We start from the raw sequence: 22,023 nt of genomic DNA, 5'->3' as shown, positions 1-22,023 counted from the left end.
ATGGTGGTAGGCCTGACCGGCGCCTTTGCGTCCGAATGGCCGTTCATGCCGACGTACTTGTTATTCATTGCCGTGGTGACGTTCCGTTCACACGGCCAATTTGGAAAGAGGAGCATTCTCGATGTCCGATTCACGTGACAAACCCCTTCAGGGCAAAGTGGCCGTGGTTACCGGTTCTGCCGGCACCATGGGCCTAGCGGCAGTCAAGTTCCTGCTGGAAGATGGATGTAAGGTTGCGATGGTGGACGCCAATGCGACGCGCAACCACGCGCTGGCCGAAGAGCTTGGTCCCGATACCCAGGCCTTCTCGTTCGACATCAGCGATCTGGAACAGGTGCGCATATACCACGAGGCCATTGTCGATGCCTTGGGCCCAGTCGACATCCTGCTGAACAACGCGGGCATCTTGTCCAATAACAAATCCGAATCCACTGACGAGGTGGAGTGGCGCCGCGTGCTCGGCGCAAACTTGGACGGCGCCTTCTTCCTAGCCCAGCGCGTGATTCCAGCCATGAAGCAACGGCGCTTCGGCCGCATCATCAACACCTGCTCGCTCGCCGCCAAAACTGGCGGGCTGACGGCCGGCACGGCGTATTCGGTGTCCAAGGGCGCGCTTAGCTCGCTGACCTTTTCGCTGGCGCGCGAGCTTGCACCTTTCGGCGTCACGGCCAACGGCATTTCGCCGGCCTATGTCAAGACGCCCATGATCACCGAGCAGCTCACTGAGGAGCAGCGCCAGAAGCTGCTCAAGGACATTCCAGTGGGCCGCTTCTGCGAGCCCGAGGAATTCGCACACGTGGTGCGCTTCCTGGCCTCTCCGCTGGCGGGCTTCATCACCGGCGAGGTGGTTGACATCAATGGCGGCCTGCTAATGGATTGATATGACAGATTCCAGCAAAAACACCGTCACGCCCCAGATCAACTTTGCGTCCGAGCTGCAAGGCTTGTTTGATCTCCGCGGCAAGGTAGCCTACCTGCCCGGCGGCTACGGCGGCATCGGCGAAGCTATGGCGTGGGCGCTGGCCATGGCAGGCGCCAAAGTGGTGGTGTCGGGCCGCGATGAAGCCAAGGCAAAAGCCGTGGCGCAGCAACTCCAAGCCGCAGGCCATGATGCACTAGGCCTAAGCATGGATGCGCATTCTGTAGCTAGCATCCGCGTTTCGGTGGACGCTGTCACGCAGCACTTCGGCCAGCTCGACATCCTGGTCAACTGCGTCGGCATGCAGCGCGAGCAGGCTCTGCTCGATGTGACTGAAGAGGCTTACGACGAGATGCTGCAGGTCAACTTGAAGGCCGCCATGTTCCTGGCCCAGGCCGCAGCGGAAAAACAGATCCAAGGGGGGCGCGGCGGCGCGCAGGTGCACCTGCTATCGGTGCGGGCGCAGCTGGGTTTGCGCGGACGCGGCTACTCAGCGTATTGCAGCACCAAGGGCGGCTTGGTCATGCTGATCCGCCAGCATGCGAGCGAGCTCGCTTCACACGGGATCACCGTCAACGGCATTGCGCCCACGGTGGTGAGGACCGAAATGGCGCGCCACTGGCTGGAGAACACCGAAACACGCAAGCAAGTGCTGGATCGCATACCGTTAGGCCGCGTCGCAGACCCCGCAGACGTAGCCGGCGCGGCGGTGTACTTCTGCAGCCCGGCGGCGGCTTTCGTCACGGGCCAGGTGCTTTACGTCGACGGCGGCATCACTGCCAGCCAATAAGCCGGATTCAAGCGGGCCTGGCAGCCACGGCATCTGATCCGCGGGGCGGCCTGCCTGCTTGCTTCGTGGGTGCTCTCGGTCGGGCGGGTCTTGCTCGTCTGGCAATCACTCAGGCCTTCGTGGCATCATGTCCCCTCCGACAAGCACATACAGTCTGGTAGCTTTAGATCGTCCACCTCGCGCCTTGCGTTGAGCCTATCCCAGAAGCCACCTGCATTCGTCGAGCGGTTCCTGCAGCGCATCGCACAGGAGTACGATGGCTTGAGCAAGCAACTCAAGGGCATCGCCCGCCATGTCGAGGCCCACCGCGACCACCTCGGTCTGGAGGGCATCCAGTCCGTGGCCCAGCGATGCAGCGTGCAGCCGTCCGCCGTGGTGCGTTTCGCCAAGCACCTTGGGTTCTCCGGCTTCTCAGAGATGCATCGATTGTTCCGCGAGGGGCTGACGGAGCAGATTGCGCTAGGGCGCGCCCACAACCTGCGCCTGAGCGACGCGAGCGAGGCTCGCTTGACGAGTCTCTTGCTCGAGCAGATCGCAGACGGATTCATCAAAGGTAGCATCGCCGGGATACAACAGTTGCACCAGGCTTTGGACCAGGACGCGTTCTCCCGAGCGGTGGAACTTCTGGCGGAAACGCCAGCGATCTCGATCGCCGGCTCGCGCCGGTCCTTCCCGGTAGCGGCGTACTTGGACTATGCGCTGCGACATACTGACAAGCGGATTGGCCCGTTCAGCGCGCTGGGCAGCCTGCATCAGGGGCAGTTCCGCTCGGTGCGTGCCGGCGACGTGCTGATCGCGATCTCGTTCATGCCTTACGCTGAGGAGGCCGTGCAGGTGGCGCTGCAGGCCAGGAAGCGTGGCGCGCGCCTGATCGCCCTCACCGACAGCCGCATGAGCCCGATCGCGCGCGAGTCCGAGGCCACGCTGATCATCAGGACCGCGCCACCTTCGGGTTTCGTGCGCTGACGGCGACCATGGGGCTGGCGCAGAGTCTCTTCGTCGCGCTGGCCTACTGGCTTGAGCTTTCATACCGGCTCGCAGGCACGCCGGACGGCGCGGAAGAGGCGACCTGAATGCAGCCTTTCCGGATGCGTTTGCTGGTATTGCCCGGAATGACTTTAGCGCGCAGCAGGACGTTGACGCGCACCGTCTCGTGCCACTGCTGGAGGCATGGCGGCCGGCCGGCGCGTTTGGTGAGCATATTCTGGCGATCCGACCCTAAAATCCGATCGTGCCGCGCGCGGTGCGCGCGCTGGTCCAGCACCTGCGTGAGCAGCTGGCCGGTGGCTTCTCGCGGCCGACAACCGGCTCGACAACGAGGTCCGGCTGACCGGAGCGCATCCCGTCTGCGCAGCCCGGGAGCCCAGCAACGATGCGCCGCCCCGAAGGGGCACAGGCGTCGGCCGCGTCTTGGCATCACAACGACCTGTGGCCATGCCTGTGCGCTGAACATTCGCAATGGTGCTGAGGTGAAGTCCGTAGGCCGGATACATATTTCGCGCAAACCGCGACTTTGGCTTCCACCAACGGATGAGGTCGAAATCGCGGTGTTTCATGGTCATTTGCCACCCTTGCGGCCCGTGTTTTTGGCAGCGGATCTTTCAGCCAAATGGTGGCCGGTGCTCATGACCAGCGCCTGTGCCAAGCAAAGCGGCGCCACCAGCGAGCGGAAGGGCCTGGGCGAATCGTCAGCCAGCTCGAAGCAGACCTCGGCCGGCGCTTTCAGTGGCGATAGCGGCCCGTCAGTGATGGATACCACCGGTACGCCACGGTTCGCGCACGACTTCGCCGAGTCCACCACCTCGGGGGAGTAGCTCTGGAAACTTGCCACGATCAGCAGGTCTTCGGTACCCACCGCGCGAAGGCTCTCGCGCAGCATGCCGCCCATGCCATCGAGCAGATGAGTGCGAAGGTCCAGTTGGCTCAGCGCATATGCCAAATAGCCCGCGACGGGAAAGGCACGGCGCTGTGCCAGTACATGGACGCGTTTGGCACTGGCGATGAGCTTGACAGCGGCCTTGAGATCAGCCTCGTGAACGTGCTCTTCCAGATGACCCAAATCGGCCACCGCGTCGTCAACCAGCTGGTGCAGCACGCCGGCCGGCGCACTCTTACGGATCTCCTGCCCGCCCCGCAGTTGGTCGATACGCTCACGGTAGCTGGCAGAGCGCTCCAGCAGGTGGTCGCGAAACAGCTGTTGCATCTCGGAGAAACCGTTAAAGCCCAGCGCGTTGGCGAAGCGGATCATCGCCGAGGGCTGCACCTCGGTGGCCTCGGCCACGGCAGCCACAGTGCCCAGCGCGATATCGTGCGGACGCTCAAGTGCGAAGCGGGCGATGCGCTGCAGTTGCTTGGACAGGACAGGGTAGGCGCGGGTGATCGCCTCCTTGAGATCTTCGTAGGTGACGACGGTGTCCATAGGGCGGGTGATTTTAAAAAAAAGCTCATTATATATTTAATAATAGAACATATATTTCATTTTGTCTAGGATCATCTCATAAGGGGTATCTCTCCATGTAATCCAAAGAAGGTCGTTGGAACCCATGGACGCCGCGCTCACCATTCAAGCACTGCGGGAAAAATCATGACTTTTGTATAAGGAAATGGGCTGTATGAAGGTCGGGTCCACTGCCTGGCAGCTGCTCAGCGCATCGGTAACGAAGCTGCGCGTGCCAAGGGCGGTATCCACGCGGCTGAAGATCGGTCACATCAAGAACCAGGGATGAAGTAACCCCATATTTATGGCATCATTTTTATTCGAACTGATGTGTATTTATAAATTTCAAATTCCGCGCAAATTCCCTGCACGATGTGTAGTAGGACGTGAATATCAACCCCATCTACATCCTTCCCATATAATTCAACGGGCACCCGATAACGTACTTTTGCGAATACCGGATTGGATATTTGAAGGCTTAAGCTTCCGTCATCATCAATTAGACGAACACGGCATGAGGCCAGCTGTTGTCCGATCTCTGTCGATCCCTGGCAATCCGCAGAAACCAGAAAATCAATCAATTTTTTTCAGCTAGCGAAGGATATCTATAGTCTTCGGGATTCATTAATAATAGGTTCCTATGTTTAACTTTCCGCAGGAAAGCGGATAGGCTCTAAACGTCAGATTCAAACCCCAACGTTCACGGTTCCCCAAACGCGTATTGAAGGCGAGGTTGTTCTGATTGGACGCGTCTGGAAGTTGCTCCCATTGACCGTCACAGCGGTCCTCGGCGTGCCAATAGTCGGCGAGAACCTGCTGATAGTTGGCGCCGAGCCTTGCGCGACGGTAAAGGAGTTCGAACTGGTCGCCCTGCCCGTAGGTGAAGTAACCGTAATCGGCCCGGTTGTCGCACTGGTCGGAGCCTGAACAACCAATTGGTTTGCCGAAGCCGAGCTGATGGTACCGGTCACACAGTTGAACCGGACTGTGTTCTGACTGGCAGTTGAGGAGAATCCGAGCCTGAAATAGTGACGTTCGTGCCGACAGCGCCGCTGAGTAGCGAAAAGCCAATCACCGAGACTGTCGCACTCCCTCGCCCTATCCCGGCGATGTTTCCGGCTGCGTCGTAAGCATATGTAGCCGTATTGCCGCTGTCGTCGACCACGCCCGTCATGCGGCCAGCGTCGTCATAAGCAAAGCTATAGACAGCCCCAAAACGGGTGAGTTCGCTACGAGCATGCATCCAGCAGCTGCGGTGACCACATGACCTCGCAAGCGAGCAAGTCCGAACGCAAAAATCATTCGAGCGATCATGCGATTCCCCAGATGAAAAGGCGCGAGCCGGCCTCGCCGGCACATGGGTGGCCGATCTGTACGAGAAAGAGGAAATCCGAGATGGCTACGATGGACCCGTCGCCGGCCATTCAAGCACGGCAGAGAGCTTCTGCCGGTGCAGTAGATCAGTCTTGACCCCACCTTACCTCCAGTTCTTGATTTTGTTGCTCGGTGGTCAAATCCACGTTTTGTATAGCAGACCAAAAATTGCGACGCAAGATCGCATACGCCTCTCCCTACTTTCGTATGGCATGAAGTAGAATGCCATCAAACCATACCCCACTAAATTCTCTTTGCTAAAAACATGACCATGCACTAATTATTGGAACTTGACTTGTTTGCAAATATGTCCGAACTTTGATTATGGTTTGACAAGTCGAATGATCACTCCCACCGTCAGAAAGATCGGTGTCGTCCTCGGGATCATGTTCTCCACCACCACGTTTGGCGATCAACATTGGGGAGGCTGTTCGAGCTAACCGGGCGGAATGGGCGTCGTGGGCCAAGGCCGACCGTTTCGAGCGCCGAGGCGGGGCGACGGCCACGACGCTGTACCAGCGCCATCTGATCCGCAACAGCGGAAGGTCGGCACGTGGCGCGCAGTGGTGTCGCGCGAGGCGTGGCCCGTATTTTGCAGCACCACCTTCAGCGGCCGCCGAGGGCGGCGCGGCGCATTGAGGAGGCGATACGGGCGGTGTGGAACGCCGGCAAGGCCGACTGATTGTGCGGCCCAAAATGTTGCACCTTTCCGACTCCCATAACCTGATACCTATGTCTCTTGAGATTGAGCGCACCGCGGCCATCGTGTGGATCCGTGTGCAGATGGCCAGGCACGGCCTGGCCTTGGCGGACCTGCAGGCCGCCGGCTGCTTTGCCGTCGTGGCGCCGTCGCCGCCACCACCCGCGCCGCCGCCACCACCACCCGCGCCGGCGCGCACCTACCGCAACGCCGAAGGACAGAAGTGGGACGGGCAGGGCGAGATGCCGGCCTGGCTGCAGCGGGCCGTCAACGCGGGGCAGTCGGTGGAGCATTTCCGTGCGGGATGACGTTACGCGCCCTAACAGGCGGAGCGAGCGCCGTGGGCCAAGGCCGATCGCGCCAGCGCGCAAGCCGCGCTGGCCGCCACCACGCTGTACCGGCAGATCAAGCGCTTCTTCCAGGCCTGCGTCAGCGAGCTGGACCTGGTGGATGCGCGCCGCCAGCACCCACTGGAAGCGGCACACGCATTTTTCCGAGGAACGGTGACTCCAAGTGGCGCGAGAAGCGATTTTCGTCCATTTGTGCGCAAACCTCCTCGGAACAGATGCTGAAACGGTGTGCATTACAAGTTCAAGGAGTCGATCGTGAGTGAGGATTGACGCTTGCTTTAGTCCCAAAATGGGACTACGATGCACCCATGCGAATCATTGCGAAAAAAGTCCTCCTGGCATTCTGCGAAAAGCATCCTATCGCGCGACAGTCGCTGCTGGCCTGGCATGAGGAAGCCGTAAAGGCAGTCTGGATGACGCCGCAGGACATTAAGGCAAGGTATTCGACCGCTAGCTTTGTCGGTCGGAACCGAGTGGTATTCAACATCAAGGGAAACGACTACAGGCTGATAGTTGCGATCGCCTACCGTATCGGAGTCGTCTACATCAAGTTCGTCGGAACGCATGGTGAGTACGACAGGATTGATGCTGAAACCGTCGAACTGGAGTAATCAAGATGGAAATCCGTCCAATTCACAACGAACACGACTACAAAGAAGCCTTGCAGATAGTAGCTGGCCTGGTTGATGCCGACCCAGCTCCCGGTACTCCGGAAGGAGACCGCCTGGAGGTGTTGGCCACCTTGGTAGAGCGTTATGAAGCTGAGCATTTTCCGCTCGATCTTCCCGATCCCATCGAGGCCATCAAGTTCCGCATGGAGCAGGCCGGCCTATCGGCCAGCGACATGCAACCGTATCTCGGCAACCTGAATAGAGTCTACGAAGTGCTCAATCGGAAACGCGGGCTAAGCCTTGCCATGATTCGCCGTCTGAACCGCGAGTTGCAGATTCCTGCCGAAGTGCTCATTGCCTAGGAAAAGCTGATGCAACCTGCGCCCCCCATCCTGTCGCTCTTACGACCCGCGTATGAGCCATGCCCTGGCTTTACAAGCGGATGTAGAGAGGCCGTGTGGAACCCAGCAGCCGGCCATGTCCCCCGTGGCTTCTGCGGTGCCACCGCCGGGGCGGAAGAGGTTCGCTTGGTGCTCGTGTGCGCCGAGCCAGGAGACCCCCACATCTCGGAGTCGCACGGAAGCGATGGGTCGCCTGACGGACACCTAGCATCGGTGAATAGGTACGCATGGGGATGCTTTGCGACCGGCAAAGATCTGTTCCACAGGAACGTCAGGAGATTGCTCGACCTCTGTTGGCCGGGATCTTCGTTCGAAGATCGGATGCGGAAAACGTGGATCACCGATTCCTTGGTAACGCGACGACGTTTAGCTACCGCGAGGGGGACCTGTTTGCGGTAACCGATCCGCTAGGGCGCACCGTCAACTTTTATGCTGATAGCATTGGTCGACTACTGTCCGCCGCAGATCCCCTGGGTAATCTGACGCGCTTCGACTATAACGGGCGCAGCCTGCCGACCCGACGCATCGATGCGCAAGGTAACGTGACCAGCTACGCCTATGATGCCAATGGCAAGCTGACGAGCCTGACCGACGCGCGCGGCGGGCAGACGAGCTTTGCTTATGACGCGAAGGATCGGCTCACCAGCAAGACCGACCCACTGCTGCAAATCGAGCGTTACACCTACGACGGGCTGGATAACTTGGTCCAACTGACCGACCGTAACGGCAAGATCGCCGGCTTTACCTATGATGGCTTGAACCGGCACATCTCAGCCGCGTACGGACAGACATTGGTTGGCGGTAGCCTCACGGCAGCCGACGCCACCGTCACCTACACCTTCGATGCCGGTAACCGGGTCACCCAGCTTGCAGATAGCGTCGGTGGCACGCTCACGCGCAGCCATGACGGCCGTCCGGCTCACTGGAGAGACGACCCCACAGGGCAGCGTGAGCTACGCCTATGACGCGGCCAGCCGGCGCACCAACCTCACGGTGGCCGGCCAGGCTGCGGTGAGCTATGCGTACGACAATGCCAACCGCCTGACCGGGATCACGCAGGGCAGCGCCCAGGTTGGCTTCACCTACGACGCGGCCAGCCGGCGCAGTACGCTGACGCTGCCCAACGGCGTGGTGGCCACCTATGGCTACGACATCGCGAATCAGCTGACTTCCATCAGCTATGCCAACGGCGGCACGGCACTCGGCAACCTGACCTATGCCTATGACGCGGCCGGACGGCGCACCCAGCTGGGCGGAAGCCTGGCCAATATGACCCTACCTGCGGCAATGAGCAGCGCCACCTACGACGCCCAACTGGGACGGCGCCAGCCTCACCTCCGACGCGAACGGCAACCTGACGGGCGACGGCAGGCTGACCTACACCTGGGATTCGCGCAACCGACTCAGTGCCCCTGCCGGCGGCGCGACCGCTACCTTCACCTGCGATGGTGCGAACCGGCGCAGCGGCAAGACGGTAGGCGGCGTCGCCACCGGCTTCGCTTACGATGGCCTGAATGTGGTGCAGGAGCTCTCGGGCAGCACGCCGAGCGCGAACCTACTGACTGGCCTGGGTCTTGACGAGATCTTTAGTCGCACCGATACGGTGTTCGGCGCCGGCAGCTTCATCACTGATGGGCTGGGCAGTACGCTGGCGCCTACAGATGGCCGCAGCATAGTGAAGACCAGCTACACCTACGAGCCATATGGCGCGGCCACGGCGAGCGGCGAGGCCAGCGGCAACGCGTTCCAGTACACGGGTCGGGAGAACGATGGCACCGGCCTATTCTACAACCGGGCGCGGTACTACCATCCTGGCTTCAGTCGCTTCATAGCGGAAGACCCGATTGGGTTCGCGGGGGGCCTGAATCTCTTCGGCTATGTCAACGGGAATCCACTTTCGAGAAGTGATCCGTCGGGCTTGTGGGGATTCTTTGGTGCCGTGGGCGGCGGAGGCTATCTTATCGGGGGTGGGGAAGCTTGGGCCGGCGGATACTATTCTCCAGATGGAGGGCAGTGTCGAGAATCGAAATACGGCGCTTACACCTCCACGACTGTGGGTGGAGGATTGGGTCTAGGTTTTGGCGGTCAAGTAGGCGCCTTCTTCGGAGATGGCACGAGTTCATTTGAAGGGAGGTCAGGAACGTATTCGATCACGCTCCTTGACTTTGTTGTCAGCCTGAGCTTCGGTGATGGAGGTTTCGGTGGGCTTACCGGCGTTGCCTTTGGCGTGGCGGCTGGCTTGCCGCTTCTGTGGGATGGACAACTACAGTTCTGCACTGATAGGAGAGTTAATATGATGACTCCTCGCAAGAAATTTTACATGGCTATTTCTTCGTTCTCGGCTGTATGGATTATTTGCGTATTTTCAGCTATATTAACTAAAAATGGTCTATTTATCATCCCGGTGATAATTTCGTTTTTTGTATTTGCACTGTGGAACATGATATTCTCGTGCCCTAAATGTTCGAAACCATATTTGTATAAATTTAAGGGGCCTTTTGTGTTCCCTGCATTTCTTCCTAAAAAATGTCGGTCTTGCGGATGGCAAACTGACTGCGCATACGATGATACAAAAAAGTAATGGAAAATAAAATTAGTTGCGAATATATTAATTAATTGTGACACATGAATAAAATTCCTTCGGAATCTTTAGTTCGATCTGGCCACATTATTGAAAATATATTTGGCTATTGGCCAAGCTTTCACGATGCGGAAATTATAAGTTTTTGCATAAAGAGGGAGAAAACTGATAGCCCCTCTATGACGAATGCGACAATTTCCATTCGCCATTGGGGTCAAGACAATCCTGAGTTCTCGGGAAACGAGCAAGATTGCATCATAGAATTTCTATTTCGCAATCTCTCAGATGCGAGCATAGAATTCAATGATCTGCCTGACGCTGGCTGGATAAGTGAGATCATAATCACGAAGAGTAGTGGTGGACGCATAAAATTTGATGTGGTACCGCAGTCAGGATTTAATATTATATTCTTATGCGAATCTATAGAGGTTATTGGAATATATCCTGTCGTTACATCAAGCAGGAGAATAATTAAACCATGATGTTCTACCGCTTCCTTGGTGGGTTTCCAGATTCGTTGTAACCACTATGCGAGGAATCGGGTGTTGGCCAAGGACCCTCTCGGATCCAACGCCTGATCCTCCGGCGACGTCCATCATCTCAAAGTTGACATTCCATCAAACTTTGAATTTCGCGGGCTTGGTGCGTTGCATCCACCTACGCGGCCACCAATCCCTTGGATTTGCTCAAGCCGTCGGTAAAAGCGTGCTCAGCCAACGTTTATCGAAGAATAGATTCTTACCAAGGACCACCTTCGCGCTGTGAGAACGGCGGGATGAGCGGAGTGGCTTTTTGGCAGCGCGGTTCCGAAAATTTTGAAGTGGAGGAAAAAATGAATGAATATTCCGGAAATGAGTTGCACTTAATGTTGGAAGGCAAGAAGCCACTCTCAATGTTCTATTATTGCAAGGAAATGGGGGATAGGGATATTATACCTGTCAACGATTTCCTTCCTTACGTGGAAAATGGAGTTATGGTTACGGAGGAATCTGAAATTCCCGGGGGCGGGGATGAAAATGGATTTGTAATTACCTATATTTTTTACGCTATTCGGGGGCAGGAATGGAGAATTCCCGCAATTAAGCTGGCTCTGTTGGCTCAGCAGGAAAACCTCCATAGTCCTGATGAGGGAATCGATAGAATAATTGGAATGTTGTTGGGTTACTCTAAGGATAATATAGATGACTATGTTCGCCAGGGGATATCTGTCGGTTCATATAATAAATTGCGCCGCGCGAATTAGTTCGCGTGTTTATTGAATATTTGTGATTGCGCTATAATCGGGATTGCTTAGAACGAACAACGCGTGAGGGTTTTAGACGAAAAGCTCCTATTCCTTGCGCCTGATACCAATGATTACAACTGCGTGCCGATGGTAGCCGTGATCCGGTCGCAGGTTCGCGTGCTGGCCAGCCCAAGCAGCCTGCTGACTTCATCCCGGACGTGGCCGGTAAGTAGCTGACGCCGGCAGTACGTGTTGCGCAGCACCCGCGGTTCATGTCTTCGTCTTCGAAATCGATGGCCAAGAGCGCCGCGCGCACAATCTTGCCAAAGGTCGCAAGACCGATCCGCTGCTGCAGATCGAGAGCTACAGTTTCGATGGGCTGGATGATCTCACGCGGTTGACCGCGCGCAACGGTAACATCTCCAGTTTTACCTATGACGGCTTGAACCGGCGTGTTTCCAGCGCCTATGGCCAAACGCTGGTAGGGGGTAGCCTTTTACGGCACCCGACGCCACACTCGCCTACACCTACGACTCAGGCAATCGGGTCACGCAACTCGTGGACAGGTTAGAGCGAACACGGATCACCCTCAGCGGCGGAACCTCATATTCGTTATCCATCATGCTTGCGTCCGCAAATAGTGGTTGCGGACGCAAGCCTGCCCAATCTCTGCCGCAAATGCTAGGTGGGCTCAATTTCGCGCTTACTGTTCGTTTGACATATGGGGCACGCCTCGCCCGCGACCAGCGCGCTCTACAGCAAGGCTGGCGCGCGCCGGCGGCGGACCGAGATTGGCAAGCTGTTTTCGCGGGCGCGAGAATAGGAAAAAAAAGGGCGCTGTGGCGCCCTTTGCTGAATCCATTGATTGAGAAGACTTTAGCGGCCGCGTAACGATTTCGCGATGCAATCGATAGCCTTGTCGCGGATTACTTCGACCGTGGCTTCAGTGAGGGTGCATTCGCTGTCCATCGCCACTGGCGTAGCTGATGACGCTATGAAACCAATGAATTCGCCCGCTCAGCTTAGTGAGTCTTAATTGACCACATATCCACCACGGCTGTATCCGAAGATGAAGAGCTCCATTCAAAATGATATCTTATATTATCTCTACCTTGAAAGTACTGGCCGCCTAAGCTATTTCTTTCGGAAAGCTGTTTCGAACCACACCACCAGTTGTTTGATGCAAAATTGCTACCCTGACCAACGAATAAGTCATACCAGTCGCCACCCAGCTTAATCTGAAAGCCAAAGGTAAAATTTAGCTCCTTGGGTGTGCTGAAATCATCCAAATAATCGTTCGGATAGCTAAGTATTTGATGCGAGCCACCACAATTGTTCAAAAATACATCTCGCGGTGAATTGGACTTCTTTCTTCCAGAACTTAGCGTAATATCCCAATAATCTATCATCTCGCTGCTGATCGTCGGGCGCTCGGTAAATGGTTGGTCTTTTGTAACAACCGTTGACCCTGAAATATATTGAACATCTTCAATAATCCTCCCACTGCCCTGGTATAAGCGGAATGTGTTGTCCCAAAGTTTTGTCATCTTTAGCTTACCTCCTCTCCTTTGCCATTTTTAGCGTGGTGCTTGGGTTCTGTGGAGTGAACTCGCACCGGTCGCTCATACAGTGGCGTCGCCTGATGCAGCTCGGCCGACAAATCGGCGGAAACCGCATCATGATGTAGCTCTCTCCATTGTCGGATAGTGACTTACATCATTACCTAGAGCGTATTATGCACTTTTTTCCGAAAACGTAGTCTGATGGGGATGACAAGCGCAGACCGTATCCCACTGATATTTCGGGCGATGAATGGAGTTTCGCGGCGTCCTATTTGACGCTGATGGACGAAAAAGCGCCACAACGCAAGCATGACTTGCGGGAGCTGTTCATTGGACTGCGATGGCTGGCGAGAACGGGGGCATCGCGGCGCATGTTGCCGCACGACCTTCCGCCGTGGGAGGCGGTGTACCAGCAAATGCAGCGCTGGCTCAGGGCGGGCTGCTTCGAGGCGATGGTGCATGACCTGCGCTCGGTACTGCGAGTCGCGCAGGACCGGCAGGGCCAACCAAGCGCGGTGATTCTCGACGGACGCACGCTCCAGTCCACGTGCGAGAGCGCGCCACGAGCCGGCTGCGACGGGTACAAGCGCAAGCGAGGAAGCAAGGTGCAAATGGCCGTGGATACGTTGGGCAACTTGCTTGCCGCGAAGGTGACGCCAGCCAATGAGCAGGAGCGCGCTTAGGTTCGGGCACTGGCGCAAGCGGTTCAGTGCGTGACAGGCCAGACCGTCAAGGTAGCCTTTGTTGACCAGGGCTACACGGGCGCCGAACCAGCGCAGGCCGCACGCGATGACGACATTGATTTGCAGGTCATCAAGCTGTCCGAAGCCAAGAAGGGCTTTGTCTTGCTGCCTCGCCGCAGCTTCGGTCAGGCAAATCGATTCCGCCGACTCGCACGTGACTACGAGCGTTTGCCGGACGCCCCAATGCATCACCGGAAATCCATTCACCAACTCCATATTCGAAGCAACTGGGAGCGTTGCCGCACCAGGCGCATATAGTTCTTGCGCAGGTAGCCCTGACACAATATCAGCGGAAATCGTGTAGCCCTTGATGGAGTTCTCGCACGAACGAATACGGCCGTGCGCTAAGAGTGCACCCAAGAACGGAGCGATCCACACCATGGCGACATAGCGTCCCCTGTGATGGAAATCTGCTTCGGTCCGAAGGACTTTATGCGTTACCCATACATTTACCGCTACCAGGCAGAGTAGGACGATGACCAATAGCATGAGCACTGTCGGATGCGGAGCAAAGGGCATTGTCATGTTGGCTACCCAGTCGCGTAAGATGAGGCGTAGTCAAAGTGACTCTATCTCGGCCACCGCTTCCGGCGTTGTCATCAGTTGTGCGGTCCGCTGGCATTGCCGGTTCAATCTGAGATTATGCAATCGCGCCCTGCGGGCCGCGATGGGGCGGCTGCGTAGGACCTGGCCCCGGTACGCCAAGGAATCGAGAACGCCGTAAGCCGTTAGCGTATCGTTCGCTTACAGCCCGCGCCGCCTGCCGCATCCATATAGCTGATCGGAGTCCAAGCGCCCGATCTCGCGCCGCACGCGGATCTCGATGCCCAAGATAACGCCGGCGGGCAGCTTTCCCAGGAACGGGTTTTCAGGAAGAAAGGCGGTTGCCAGCATGCGGTAGCCGTCGAACTGTTATGAGTATTGCGAGCAACAAGCTCTATCCAGCATTTGTAACCGGGGCTGAGAACGATTGCCAATCGCTAATCTCCAGCCGTGCGGCGGCCACGCCGGGCCGCAACTAACCATCCACGACTGCCTCTGGACGGTCTTGAGCCAGGGGCCGCCCATCAACGAAGCCACGGTGCGTTCTGCGTTCTGGAGCTGTCTCAACCTCTGCCGGCCTCCATCTGCGAAACGAACATGGTAGTCAGCGGCGTGAGAGTTCCAGGCGACTTCTAACGTTGTATGCCCGCGCGCTCTAGGTGTTGGCGTAGGGATGAGGCCGTGTGGTGCTTTGCGCACGTGATACGCTGTTGCAACGCTATCTGGCACCGACATCACGGATGTCGTTCGGGTCTCACTGGCATCCGAAGGACTGTTTCGTCAGAAACTCTTGGCAGTCTGTGCTGCCACCAGAACAGGTTTGATGTTAGTCAAGCTTTGATGGGCATATGCGAGTAGATTAAAAGGCACGCGCCATCGCATCTTAGATACCCACATGTGAGAACGGCACCATGTCAAAAAATCTATTTGCCCCTATTCTTGTCGCGGCTTCAGCGTTCATCTGGACTCCGCTAGCGTTTTCGGCAAGCCCGCAGCCAGCTGATGCTTTGCATGACCATAGCCATGGGCAGGCTGCCACGACTGCACCGCCGAAGGGTGCGGCACGGAAGAGTTCAGCACCGAAGGAAGCCGCACAGAGGAATCCCGACATGGACGCGCAGATTGCACATATGCGTGCGCTGCACGAACGGCTGTCGAGAGCCAAGACGCCGGAAGAGCGTCAGGCACTGATGGCGGAGCAGGCTAAGGTGATGCAGGAGAGTATGGCAATAATGCACAGCACGATGCCGACGATGCAGGGTCGTGGCGCCATGCACGGCAACATGCCGATGAACCAGGCAGACATGGCAGAGCACATGCGCATGTGTCATGACCTGATGGGCCAGCATATGGAGATGATGCAGGAAATGCTGCAGACGATGATGGACCGACAGGGGATGAGTGGCGGCATGATGGACGGACAGGGGATGGGCGGCGGCATGATGAAGCCGTAGTAGCTCGGTCTGCTCTGGGTAATGTTGGCTAATTGACCTGCCCAGGGGGCGACCTTCGATGACCGGTCGAGGGCTGCTCCCCCATAGACCTTCCCACTATGGCAGGGTCAATGCTTTTTCCGTTAACGGGCAAGTTGTGTCTTGCAGGCGACTCCTATTGGAGCGGCAGCGCGCATCCGCTAAACTACGAGTCTGCGGCCACAAGGCTGCTATCGCCCCGATGCTTCGACTCGTCACACGTTTCCTTCTCTTGCTCCTGATTGCAGCGCTTCCGCTGCAAGGGGTGACTGCGGCCACGATGATGGTAAAAGGCGCGACGCAGGCTTACGCGAGCGCAGTGCGGGTGCAGTCTGCGGTCCATGAAGGCGTCATCACAGTCTCGTCCGATGAAGACGACGACCACTGCATCGCGCACATGAGCGATGCGGATATTAAGCAGCAGGGCAAATCTGGAAAGCATGCAGGTCATGCGTGCCCAGGCTGCGCCGCTTGTTCGCTTTGCTCGGTCGTCCCCTATGCATTCCCTCTTTTTGTTCACCTTGATAATGCGCCAGCACAGGTTCCTTCGAGCCTGATGGACGCCTTTGTCAGTCACATCCCGGACGCGCTCCAGCGTCCGCCTGCCTCGGTCGTCTGATGCCCTAGGTGCGTCCATTTTTTGGGCGCTCCCATCGTGCGTTGCCCAAATTTGTGGCTAACGCGGCACTCAAAACTCCGCACTCACAAGGTTTGACATGTCTCTGACACGCATGCTGGCTGGCGCCAGCCTGGCGGCCGTCTGGGCGTCCGTCTATGCGCAGGCGTCGTCGCCGCGACCGGACCCGTTTGACCCCAACGCGCCCACCACCACGCTCACGGTGCCTCGCACCTTCGATGAATACGTTCCCTACAGGGAGCCGAAGGTGATGCCTTGGAAAGACACCAATGCCGCTGTCTCGCCGGCGCCCACTGGGCCTGAGCCGGTCCGCTCCATGCCGGCGGGGCCGGCCGACCACTCGGACCACAAGATGTGATGCAAGGACTTGCAATGTCAACTAGAACAATACAAGCCTTGAGGCTCGGCGCATTGGCGCTGGCCGCTTCTGTGTTCCTGGGCGGTTGTGCCCGGTTCTCAAAAGACGGCGGTTTCGATTCCGTGTCCTCGGTTGCAAAGGAGAGGCTCGGCAAAGACGTCGCTTGGGTCAGGTCGGAAGAGGACCAGGACAGCGTTTACAAACGCTCGCAGGAATTGCTTGCGCAGCCTTTGACGATGGATGGCGCAGTACAGCTGGCGCTGCTCAACAACCGAGGATTGCAGGCCACCTATGCCGAACTTGGCATCTCCGAGGCTGATTACGTGCAAGCCAGCCGCTTGCCAAATCCAGGTTTTACTTTCAGCCGCAAGCACGCAGGGAACGACCTGTCGATTGAGCGGACCTTTACTCTCGCCTTCTTTAACGTCTTGACTCTGCCCTTCATCTCCCAGATTGAAGGCAAGCGATATGAGCAGACGAAGCTATTGGTGGCCAATGAGACGGTGAAGGTCGCAGCCGAAGCGCGCAAAGCGTACGTCAACGCCGTCGCGGCACAGCAGTTTGCGCTGTACGCCGGGCAAGTAAATGAGAGCGCCGAAGCGGGGGCAGAATTTGCCAAACGCCTGGCGGCTGCCGGCAACTTCAGCAAGCTCGACCTGGCGCGCGAGCAGGCGTTCTACGCCGATACCGCCGGGGCGCTTGCGCGGGCCAGGCGTCAGGCCATCTCCGACCGGGAAAAGCTCATTCGTGCCATTGGATTGTGGGGCACCGGAGCGAATTTCACGCTGCCAGACCGTTTGCCGGACCTGCCAAAGGAACGGCCAGAACTCGGCGAGCTTGAAGGCTACGCCATGCAGAGCCGCCTCGATATTCAGGCCGGCAAGCTGCAGACGCAGAGCGTCGCTTCGTCGCTCGGACTAACCAAGGCCACACGCTTTATCAACGTCCTGGACGTGGGATACCTGCGCAACAGTCTATCGAATACACCGCCTGAGATAGGTTACGAAATCAGCGTGCAGATTCCGCTGTTTGACTGGGGAAGCGCCCGTGTGGTGCGTGCCGAAGCGGTATATATGCTCGCTGTAAACCAACTCGCGCAAACGGCAATCAATGCGCGCTCGGAAGTTCGCGAGTCCTATGCGAGCTACCAGACCAGTTACGACATCGCCAAGCACTACCGCGATGAAGTCGTGCCGGTACGCAAGGCCATCGTTGATGAAATGATGCTCCGATACAACGGCATGCTGGCCAGCGTATTTGAGCTTCTGGTCGAAACGCGCACGCAGGTGGACGGGGTCAATACCTACATCGGCAGCCTTCGCGATTATTGGGTGGCCGAGACGGACCTTCAACTCTCGCTTGGGGGCGCGCTCCCCGTGCAAGGCGAGCCGGCAGCCACGCCACAGAACAAACAGATGACCGTGCCGAACGGACAAGGACAGTAACCATGGTTTCCCGTCGACAATTCCTACAAGGCTCCGGTGCCGCCATGCTCGGCGCCGCCGTGGTGTCCAAAGCCGGTGCCGCATCGCTGCCGGAAGCACCTCTGCAATCCGGTGCCGCCACGCAGCCTCCACGCCTTCCTTCATCGGGCCGACCCTATAACCCCGTGGTAACGCTCAACGGCTGGACGTTACCCTGGCGCATGCGCAATGGCTGGAAGGAGTTTCACCTCATTGCCGAACCGGTCGAGCGTGAATTTGCACCAGGGATGACAGCCCATCTCTGGGGCTACAACGGGCAGAGCCCGGGTCCGACCATCGAATGCGTGGAAGGGGACAAGGTTCGCATTTTTGTGACGAACAAGTTGCCTGAGCACACCACGGTTCACTGGCATGGCGTCATCCTGCCTTCCGGTATGGATGGGGTGGGTGGACTGTCGCAGCCGCATATCAAACCGGGCAAGACCTTTGTTTATGAATTTGTCATGGGCAAGTCTGGCACATTCATGTATCACCCCCATTCTGACGAAATGGTACAGATGGCGATGGGCATGATGGGTTTCATCGTCGTGCATCCGAAAGACCAGCTGTTCATGCGAGTCGACCGCGACTTCGTGTTCCTGATGTCGGCCTACGATATCGACCCGGGCTCGTACACGCCGCGCGTCGCTACCATGACCGAATTCAATATGTGGACGTGGAACAGCCGCGTGTTCCCCGGTATCGACTCGTTGCCCGTGCGCCTCGGCGACCGTGTGCGTATCCGTATCGGCAACCTCACCATGACGAATCATCCGATTCACCTGCATGGGGTCGACTTCGAAGTGACCGGCACGGATGGCGGCTGGGTCCCCAAGGCCGCTCGCTGGCCTGAGGTGACGGCCGACGTTGCTGTCGGGCAGATGCGCGCGATTGAGTTCGTGGCCAACAATCCCGGTGACTGGGCTTTCCATTGCCACAAGTCGCATCACACCATGAACGCCATGGGGCACCAGGTCCCCACCATGATTGGGGTCAAGCAGAAGGACCTTACCAAAAAGATGAACAAGCTTGTGCCCGATTACATGGCGATGGGAGAAGCCGGTATGTCTGACATGGGGGGAATGGAGATGCCATTGCCAGACAACACCTTGCCAATGATGACCGGGCAGGGTCCCTTCGGTCCGGTTGAGATGGGCGGCATGTTTACTGTCGTCAAGGTGCGCGAAGGGCTGGGACGGAATGACTACAAGGACCCGGGTTGGTACAAGCATCCCAAGGGGACAGTTGCCTACGAGTACACCGGCGAACTGCCGTAACGCTGATTTCAACGGGCCGGAGCATGTCCGGTTCACGTCTATCGTTCAACTATTGGAGTAAGAGTCATGAAGAAGGGATTTGCATCGATTGTTGTTGGCTTGGCAATCGCGTGCTCGGCCTCCGCATTCGCGGTCGCAGGCGACATGGGCAACATGGACATGAGCGGAAGCCCCGCTCACAAGGCAAGCTCAACCGCCTCGAGCATGTCGCACGGTGAAGTCAAGAAGGTCGATACCTCTGCCGGGAAGCTCACCATCAAGCATGGTCCGCTGGAAAACCTCGGGATGGAAGGGATGACGATGGTCTTCAGGGTCAAAGTGCCGGCGATGATTGCGCAGGTAAAGGTTGGCGACAAGATTGACTTCATTGCCGAGGATTTGAATGGTGCACTGACCGTTACCAAGCTTCAGGTGCAGTAACCAGTTCTGCGAAGTGCGGCCGGCTCCCGGCCGCCTTAGCTTGCCCCAGACCATAGAGGAAAAATACACATGAAAGCACTGACCCAGAAAACGCTGATGGGCCTCGCGACCGCCGCCGCCATCGGACTGTCGCCCGCCATCGCATTCGCACACGGCAAACTCGAAGGCGCAGACCCGGCTGCGGGTAGCACGGTTGACGCGCTGGCGGGGCCAATTCGACTGACGTTCAATGAAGACCTGGAGCCGGCATTCAGCAATGTGAGCGTTGCCGACGCCAGCGGCACAGTCGTTAGCAAGGAGAAAGCCGAAGTGGACTCGTCGAATCCGCGTGTGCTGACGGTTGCTGTCCCGAAACTGTCGTCGGGTTCCTATGCCGTGCACTGGACCGTCATGACGCACGACGGGCACAAGGTCAAGGGCGACTATAAATTCATGGTGAAGTGATGAATGACGGTTTCCTTGGCATCTTGCGGCTTGCATTGACGGCACTGCAGAACCTCAGTTTTGCCTTGCTCGTCGGTACCTTGTTGAGCGAGCGCTGGCTGGCTCGCTCCCCGTCGCCGTGGCAAGCCGATGTCAGCCGACGGTTGGTGCGGGCATTCAGGGGCAGTGCCATCGTTGCGCTGCTGTCGGGCGTACTCGCCTTCTGGATACATTGCGCGCTGATGAGCGAGTCTTCGCTGGCTGACGCCTGGCCGGCGGTGCGCTCAATGCTCTCGGAAACGGAATTCGGTCGCGCTTGGGGTATTGGGGCTGCCTTCATGCTTTTTGTCACCCTCGTTTCGTTCTTCCCTTGGACCGGAAGAGCCTTTGGCTGTCAACTGGCTCTGTGGCTGGGGCTTGCTGGTTTTGCACTGAGCCGGAGCCATTCCGGCCATCCCGTGGACGCCGGAGTTTTCAGCCTGCCCGTTTGGGCCGATTGGATTCATCTTCTGGCCGTTAGCACCTGGGTTGGCATCGTGTGGGTCGCCGCGTTCATGGTGGCGCCGAAGATAGCCAAGGCTCCGCAGAGTGACCACCAGAACGATGCGTCTTTCATTCAATCGCTATCCGATACGGCCACGTACGCGCTCGTCGCGCTCGTCGTTACTGGGGCCTATAACGGGTGGCGGGCCGTGGGTTTACCGGGCAATTTGCTCGACTCATTGTACGGTCAGTTGCTGACGTTGAAGCTTGGTCTCGTGCTGGTTGCTGTGGCCCTCGGTGGGCACAATCGGTTCTTTGAGATGCCTCGCTTGTTGGCTTCGTTGCATAGCCGGCCATCAGTGTCTTCTGCTCGTTACATTAAACGCTTCGCCACCGTCCTGCATGTGGAGTCTTGTGTGCTTGGAGGCGTCTTGGTCGCCGCTGCAGTGCTGGTAGCGAGCCCGCTGCCAGGTACGACCTAAGGTTGTCCGGCATTTTTGCAATCGGGCATCACTCGAAGTGAAGTTCAATGAACTATCGAAAAAGCTCCAACTGACTGCCTTTGTCGCTGTCACAGCGCTGTCAGGTGTGGTGTTGGCAGCTGGCGACCAGCCTGTATGGTGGCACAGCCATGGGCACGGTGGTGGTGGAGTGACAGCTTTCGGTAAGGCGGGCGACCCGAAGAAAGTGAGTCGGATTGTCAATGTGGACATGATCGACGACATGCGCTTCACCCCCGCGGTGATTACGGTGAAGAGAGGATAGACCATTCGCTTCAACGTCAAGAACGCAGGGAAAGAGAAACACGAGATGGTGCTCGGGACTGAAGGCGAGTTGAAGGAGCGCTATGAGATGCAGATGCAAAGAATTGAGCATGCAGAGGTTAACGCTATTACGCTTGACGATGGCAAATCCGGTGTTCTCATCTGGCAGTTCACCAAGTCCGGTACGGTGCCATCCGCTTGTCTGCTGCCTGGCCACTATGACGCCGGAATGAGAGCAAGGATGAAGGTGATTCAGAAGATTGGTATGACCATCTACATGGCTGCGATGCTTGGCTTAGTTGGCGTTGCAGCTCACGCTCAAGCCGCCCAGGGTAGCGAAGAGAAGAGCATCTCTATTGCTTCCACTGAGTGCATGTCCGAAGGGGAGCTCAAGAAATCCGACGCGTCGGCCGGGAAGCTGACCAGAGCATGCGAGGCTGGCGACAGCGAACAGAGAATATGTTGACGCACTAAGCGACGAATAACCTGG

General features: G+C 57.6%; 25 protein-coding genes and 2 pseudogenes. 22 read left to right on the top strand and 5 right to left on the bottom strand.

The window, feature by feature from the left end:
• The first annotated feature begins 121 nt into the window (after window positions 1-121).
• From AC07XB_RS32175 to AC07XB_RS32165, 3 genes and pseudogenes are all read left to right on the top strand, one after another.
• The gene (locus AC07XB_RS32175) at window positions 122-880 is read left to right on the top strand and encodes an SDR family NAD(P)-dependent oxidoreductase (protein WP_492831242.1); all 759 of its coding nucleotides are present in this window, start codon (window positions 122-124) and stop codon (window positions 878-880) included.
• Between the two features lies 1 nt (window position 881).
• Complete coding sequence (locus AC07XB_RS32170; protein ID WP_492831243.1) at window positions 882-1,709, top strand: SDR family NAD(P)-dependent oxidoreductase; 828 nt, start codon at window positions 882-884, stop codon at window positions 1,707-1,709.
• Between the two features lie 189 nt (window positions 1,710-1,898).
• Window positions 1,899-2,782 (top strand): annotated as a pseudogene (locus AC07XB_RS32165) (MurR/RpiR family transcriptional regulator).
• Here AC07XB_RS32165 and AC07XB_RS32160 read toward each other — a convergent pair.
• The 3 genes from AC07XB_RS32160 to AC07XB_RS32150 all read right to left on the bottom strand — a co-directional run bounded on the left by AC07XB_RS32160 (window position 2,719) and on the right by AC07XB_RS32150 (window position 4,727).
• Window positions 2,719-2,910 carry a hypothetical protein gene (locus AC07XB_RS32160; RefSeq protein WP_492831295.1) on the bottom strand — a complete coding sequence of 64 codons (192 nt, stop codon included), beginning with the start codon at window positions 2,908-2,910 and terminating at the stop codon, window positions 2,719-2,721. The pseudogene AC07XB_RS32165 and the gene AC07XB_RS32160 sit on opposite strands and share 64 nt — an antisense overlap.
• A 357-nt stretch (window positions 2,911-3,267) precedes the next feature.
• Window positions 3,268-4,128, bottom strand: coding sequence for a MurR/RpiR family transcriptional regulator (locus AC07XB_RS32155; RefSeq protein WP_492831244.1), 861 nt, complete (start codon window positions 4,126-4,128; stop codon window positions 3,268-3,270).
• Between the two features lie 320 nt (window positions 4,129-4,448).
• The gene (locus AC07XB_RS32150) at window positions 4,449-4,727 is read right to left on the bottom strand and encodes a DUF6984 family protein (protein ID WP_492831245.1); all 279 of its coding nucleotides are present in this window, start codon (window positions 4,725-4,727) and stop codon (window positions 4,449-4,451) included.
• Between the two features lie 1,525 nt (window positions 4,728-6,252).
• On the opposite strand from AC07XB_RS32150, the gene AC07XB_RS32145 reads away from it, so the two are divergent.
• The 8 genes from AC07XB_RS32145 to AC07XB_RS32110 all read left to right on the top strand — a co-directional run bounded on the left by AC07XB_RS32145 (window position 6,253) and on the right by AC07XB_RS32110 (window position 11,406).
• Complete coding sequence (locus AC07XB_RS32145; RefSeq protein ID WP_492831246.1) at window positions 6,253-6,528, top strand: H-NS family nucleoid-associated regulatory protein; 276 nt, start codon at window positions 6,253-6,255, stop codon at window positions 6,526-6,528.
• A 350-nt stretch (window positions 6,529-6,878) separates the two neighbouring features.
• Window positions 6,879-7,181, top strand: a complete 303-nt coding sequence (locus AC07XB_RS32140; RefSeq protein ID WP_492831247.1) for a type II toxin-antitoxin system HigB family toxin — start codon at window positions 6,879-6,881, stop codon at window positions 7,179-7,181.
• Between the two features lie 5 nt (window positions 7,182-7,186).
• Entirely contained in the window at window positions 7,187-7,543 is a 357-nt protein-coding gene (locus AC07XB_RS32135; RefSeq protein ID WP_492831248.1) for a helix-turn-helix domain-containing protein, read from the top strand.
• 332 nt (window positions 7,544-7,875) lie between these two features.
• Window positions 7,876-8,547, top strand: coding sequence for a hypothetical protein (locus tag AC07XB_RS32130; protein ID WP_494752815.1), 672 nt, complete (start codon window positions 7,876-7,878; stop codon window positions 8,545-8,547).
• Entirely contained in the window at window positions 8,531-9,160 is a 630-nt protein-coding gene (locus tag AC07XB_RS32125; RefSeq protein ID WP_492831250.1) for a hypothetical protein, read from the top strand. Before AC07XB_RS32130 ends, AC07XB_RS32125 begins: the two co-directional genes overlap by 17 nt.
• Window positions 9,099-10,163 carry an RHS repeat-associated core domain-containing protein gene (locus tag AC07XB_RS32120; RefSeq protein ID WP_492831251.1) on the top strand — a complete coding sequence of 355 codons (1,065 nt, stop codon included), beginning with the start codon at window positions 9,099-9,101 and terminating at the stop codon, window positions 10,161-10,163. Before AC07XB_RS32125 ends, AC07XB_RS32120 begins: the two co-directional genes overlap by 62 nt.
• A gap of 44 nt (window positions 10,164-10,207) precedes the next feature.
• Complete coding sequence (locus tag AC07XB_RS32115; RefSeq protein WP_492831252.1) at window positions 10,208-10,645, top strand: Imm50 family immunity protein; 438 nt, start codon at window positions 10,208-10,210, stop codon at window positions 10,643-10,645.
• Window positions 10,646-10,938: 293 nt separating this feature from the next.
• Window positions 10,939-11,406, top strand: a complete 468-nt coding sequence (locus tag AC07XB_RS32110) for a hypothetical protein (RefSeq protein ID WP_492831253.1) — start codon at window positions 10,939-10,941, stop codon at window positions 11,404-11,406.
• Between the two features lie 1,004 nt (window positions 11,407-12,410).
• Here AC07XB_RS32110 and AC07XB_RS32105 read toward each other — a convergent pair.
• Entirely contained in the window at window positions 12,411-12,935 is a 525-nt protein-coding gene (locus tag AC07XB_RS32105) for a hypothetical protein (protein WP_492831254.1), read from the bottom strand.
• 251 nt (window positions 12,936-13,186) lie between these two features.
• Between AC07XB_RS32105 and AC07XB_RS32100 the strand changes: the two are divergent.
• Window positions 13,187-13,867: pseudogene (locus tag AC07XB_RS32100) on the top strand (IS5 family transposase); the annotation flags it as partial.
• Window positions 13,868-14,437: 570 nt separating this feature from the next.
• Here AC07XB_RS32100 and AC07XB_RS32095 read toward each other — a convergent pair.
• Window positions 14,438-14,587 carry a hypothetical protein gene (locus tag AC07XB_RS32095; RefSeq protein WP_492831255.1) on the bottom strand — a complete coding sequence of 50 codons (150 nt, stop codon included), beginning with the start codon at window positions 14,585-14,587 and terminating at the stop codon, window positions 14,438-14,440.
• A 758-nt stretch (window positions 14,588-15,345) separates the two neighbouring features.
• Here AC07XB_RS32095 and AC07XB_RS32090 point away from each other — a divergent pair.
• The 10 genes from AC07XB_RS32090 (at window position 15,346) to AC07XB_RS32045 (ending at window position 21,999) form a co-directional block, all read left to right on the top strand.
• Window positions 15,346-15,690 carry a hypothetical protein gene (locus AC07XB_RS32090; protein WP_492831256.1) on the top strand — a complete coding sequence of 115 codons (345 nt, stop codon included), beginning with the start codon at window positions 15,346-15,348 and terminating at the stop codon, window positions 15,688-15,690.
• Window positions 15,691-15,940: 250 nt separating this feature from the next.
• A complete protein-coding gene (locus AC07XB_RS32085; protein ID WP_493688100.1) occupies window positions 15,941-16,327 on the top strand; it encodes a hypothetical protein in 387 nt (128 codons plus the stop codon).
• Between the two features lie 97 nt (window positions 16,328-16,424).
• Window positions 16,425-16,703 (top strand): hypothetical protein, encoded by a 279-nt coding sequence (locus AC07XB_RS32080; protein WP_492831258.1) that lies wholly within the window; start codon window positions 16,425-16,427, stop codon window positions 16,701-16,703.
• 14 nt (window positions 16,704-16,717) lie between these two features.
• Window positions 16,718-18,148: a TolC family protein gene (locus AC07XB_RS32075; protein WP_492831259.1), complete on the top strand. Its 1,431-nt coding sequence runs from the start codon at window positions 16,718-16,720 to the stop codon at window positions 18,146-18,148.
• Window positions 18,149-18,150: 2 nt separating this feature from the next.
• Window positions 18,151-19,443: a multicopper oxidase domain-containing protein gene (locus AC07XB_RS32070; RefSeq protein ID WP_492831260.1), complete on the top strand. Its 1,293-nt coding sequence runs from the start codon at window positions 18,151-18,153 to the stop codon at window positions 19,441-19,443.
• A gap of 66 nt (window positions 19,444-19,509) precedes the next feature.
• Window positions 19,510-19,863, top strand: coding sequence for a copper-binding protein (locus AC07XB_RS32065; RefSeq protein WP_492831261.1), 354 nt, complete (start codon window positions 19,510-19,512; stop codon window positions 19,861-19,863).
• A gap of 69 nt (window positions 19,864-19,932) precedes the next feature.
• Window positions 19,933-20,307 (top strand): copper resistance CopC family protein, encoded by a 375-nt coding sequence (locus AC07XB_RS32060; protein WP_492831262.1) that lies wholly within the window; start codon window positions 19,933-19,935, stop codon window positions 20,305-20,307.
• Window positions 20,307-21,251: a copper resistance D family protein gene (locus tag AC07XB_RS32055; protein WP_492831263.1), complete on the top strand. Its 945-nt coding sequence runs from the start codon at window positions 20,307-20,309 to the stop codon at window positions 21,249-21,251. Before AC07XB_RS32060 ends, AC07XB_RS32055 begins: the two co-directional genes overlap by 1 nt.
• Window positions 21,252-21,288: 37 nt before the next feature.
• Window positions 21,289-21,534 (top strand): hypothetical protein, encoded by a 246-nt coding sequence (locus AC07XB_RS32050; protein ID WP_492831264.1) that lies wholly within the window; start codon window positions 21,289-21,291, stop codon window positions 21,532-21,534.
• Between the two features lie 45 nt (window positions 21,535-21,579).
• Complete coding sequence (locus tag AC07XB_RS32045; RefSeq protein WP_492831265.1) at window positions 21,580-21,999, top strand: cupredoxin domain-containing protein; 420 nt, start codon at window positions 21,580-21,582, stop codon at window positions 21,997-21,999.
• Window positions 22,000-22,023 lie beyond the last annotated feature (24 nt).

The sequence above is a fragment of the Cupriavidus sp. GW821-FHT02F09 genome, from assembly GCF_059421605.1.
The sequence above is the reverse complement of the archived record's forward strand: the minus strand, read 5'-3'. Positions and strand labels throughout refer to the sequence as shown.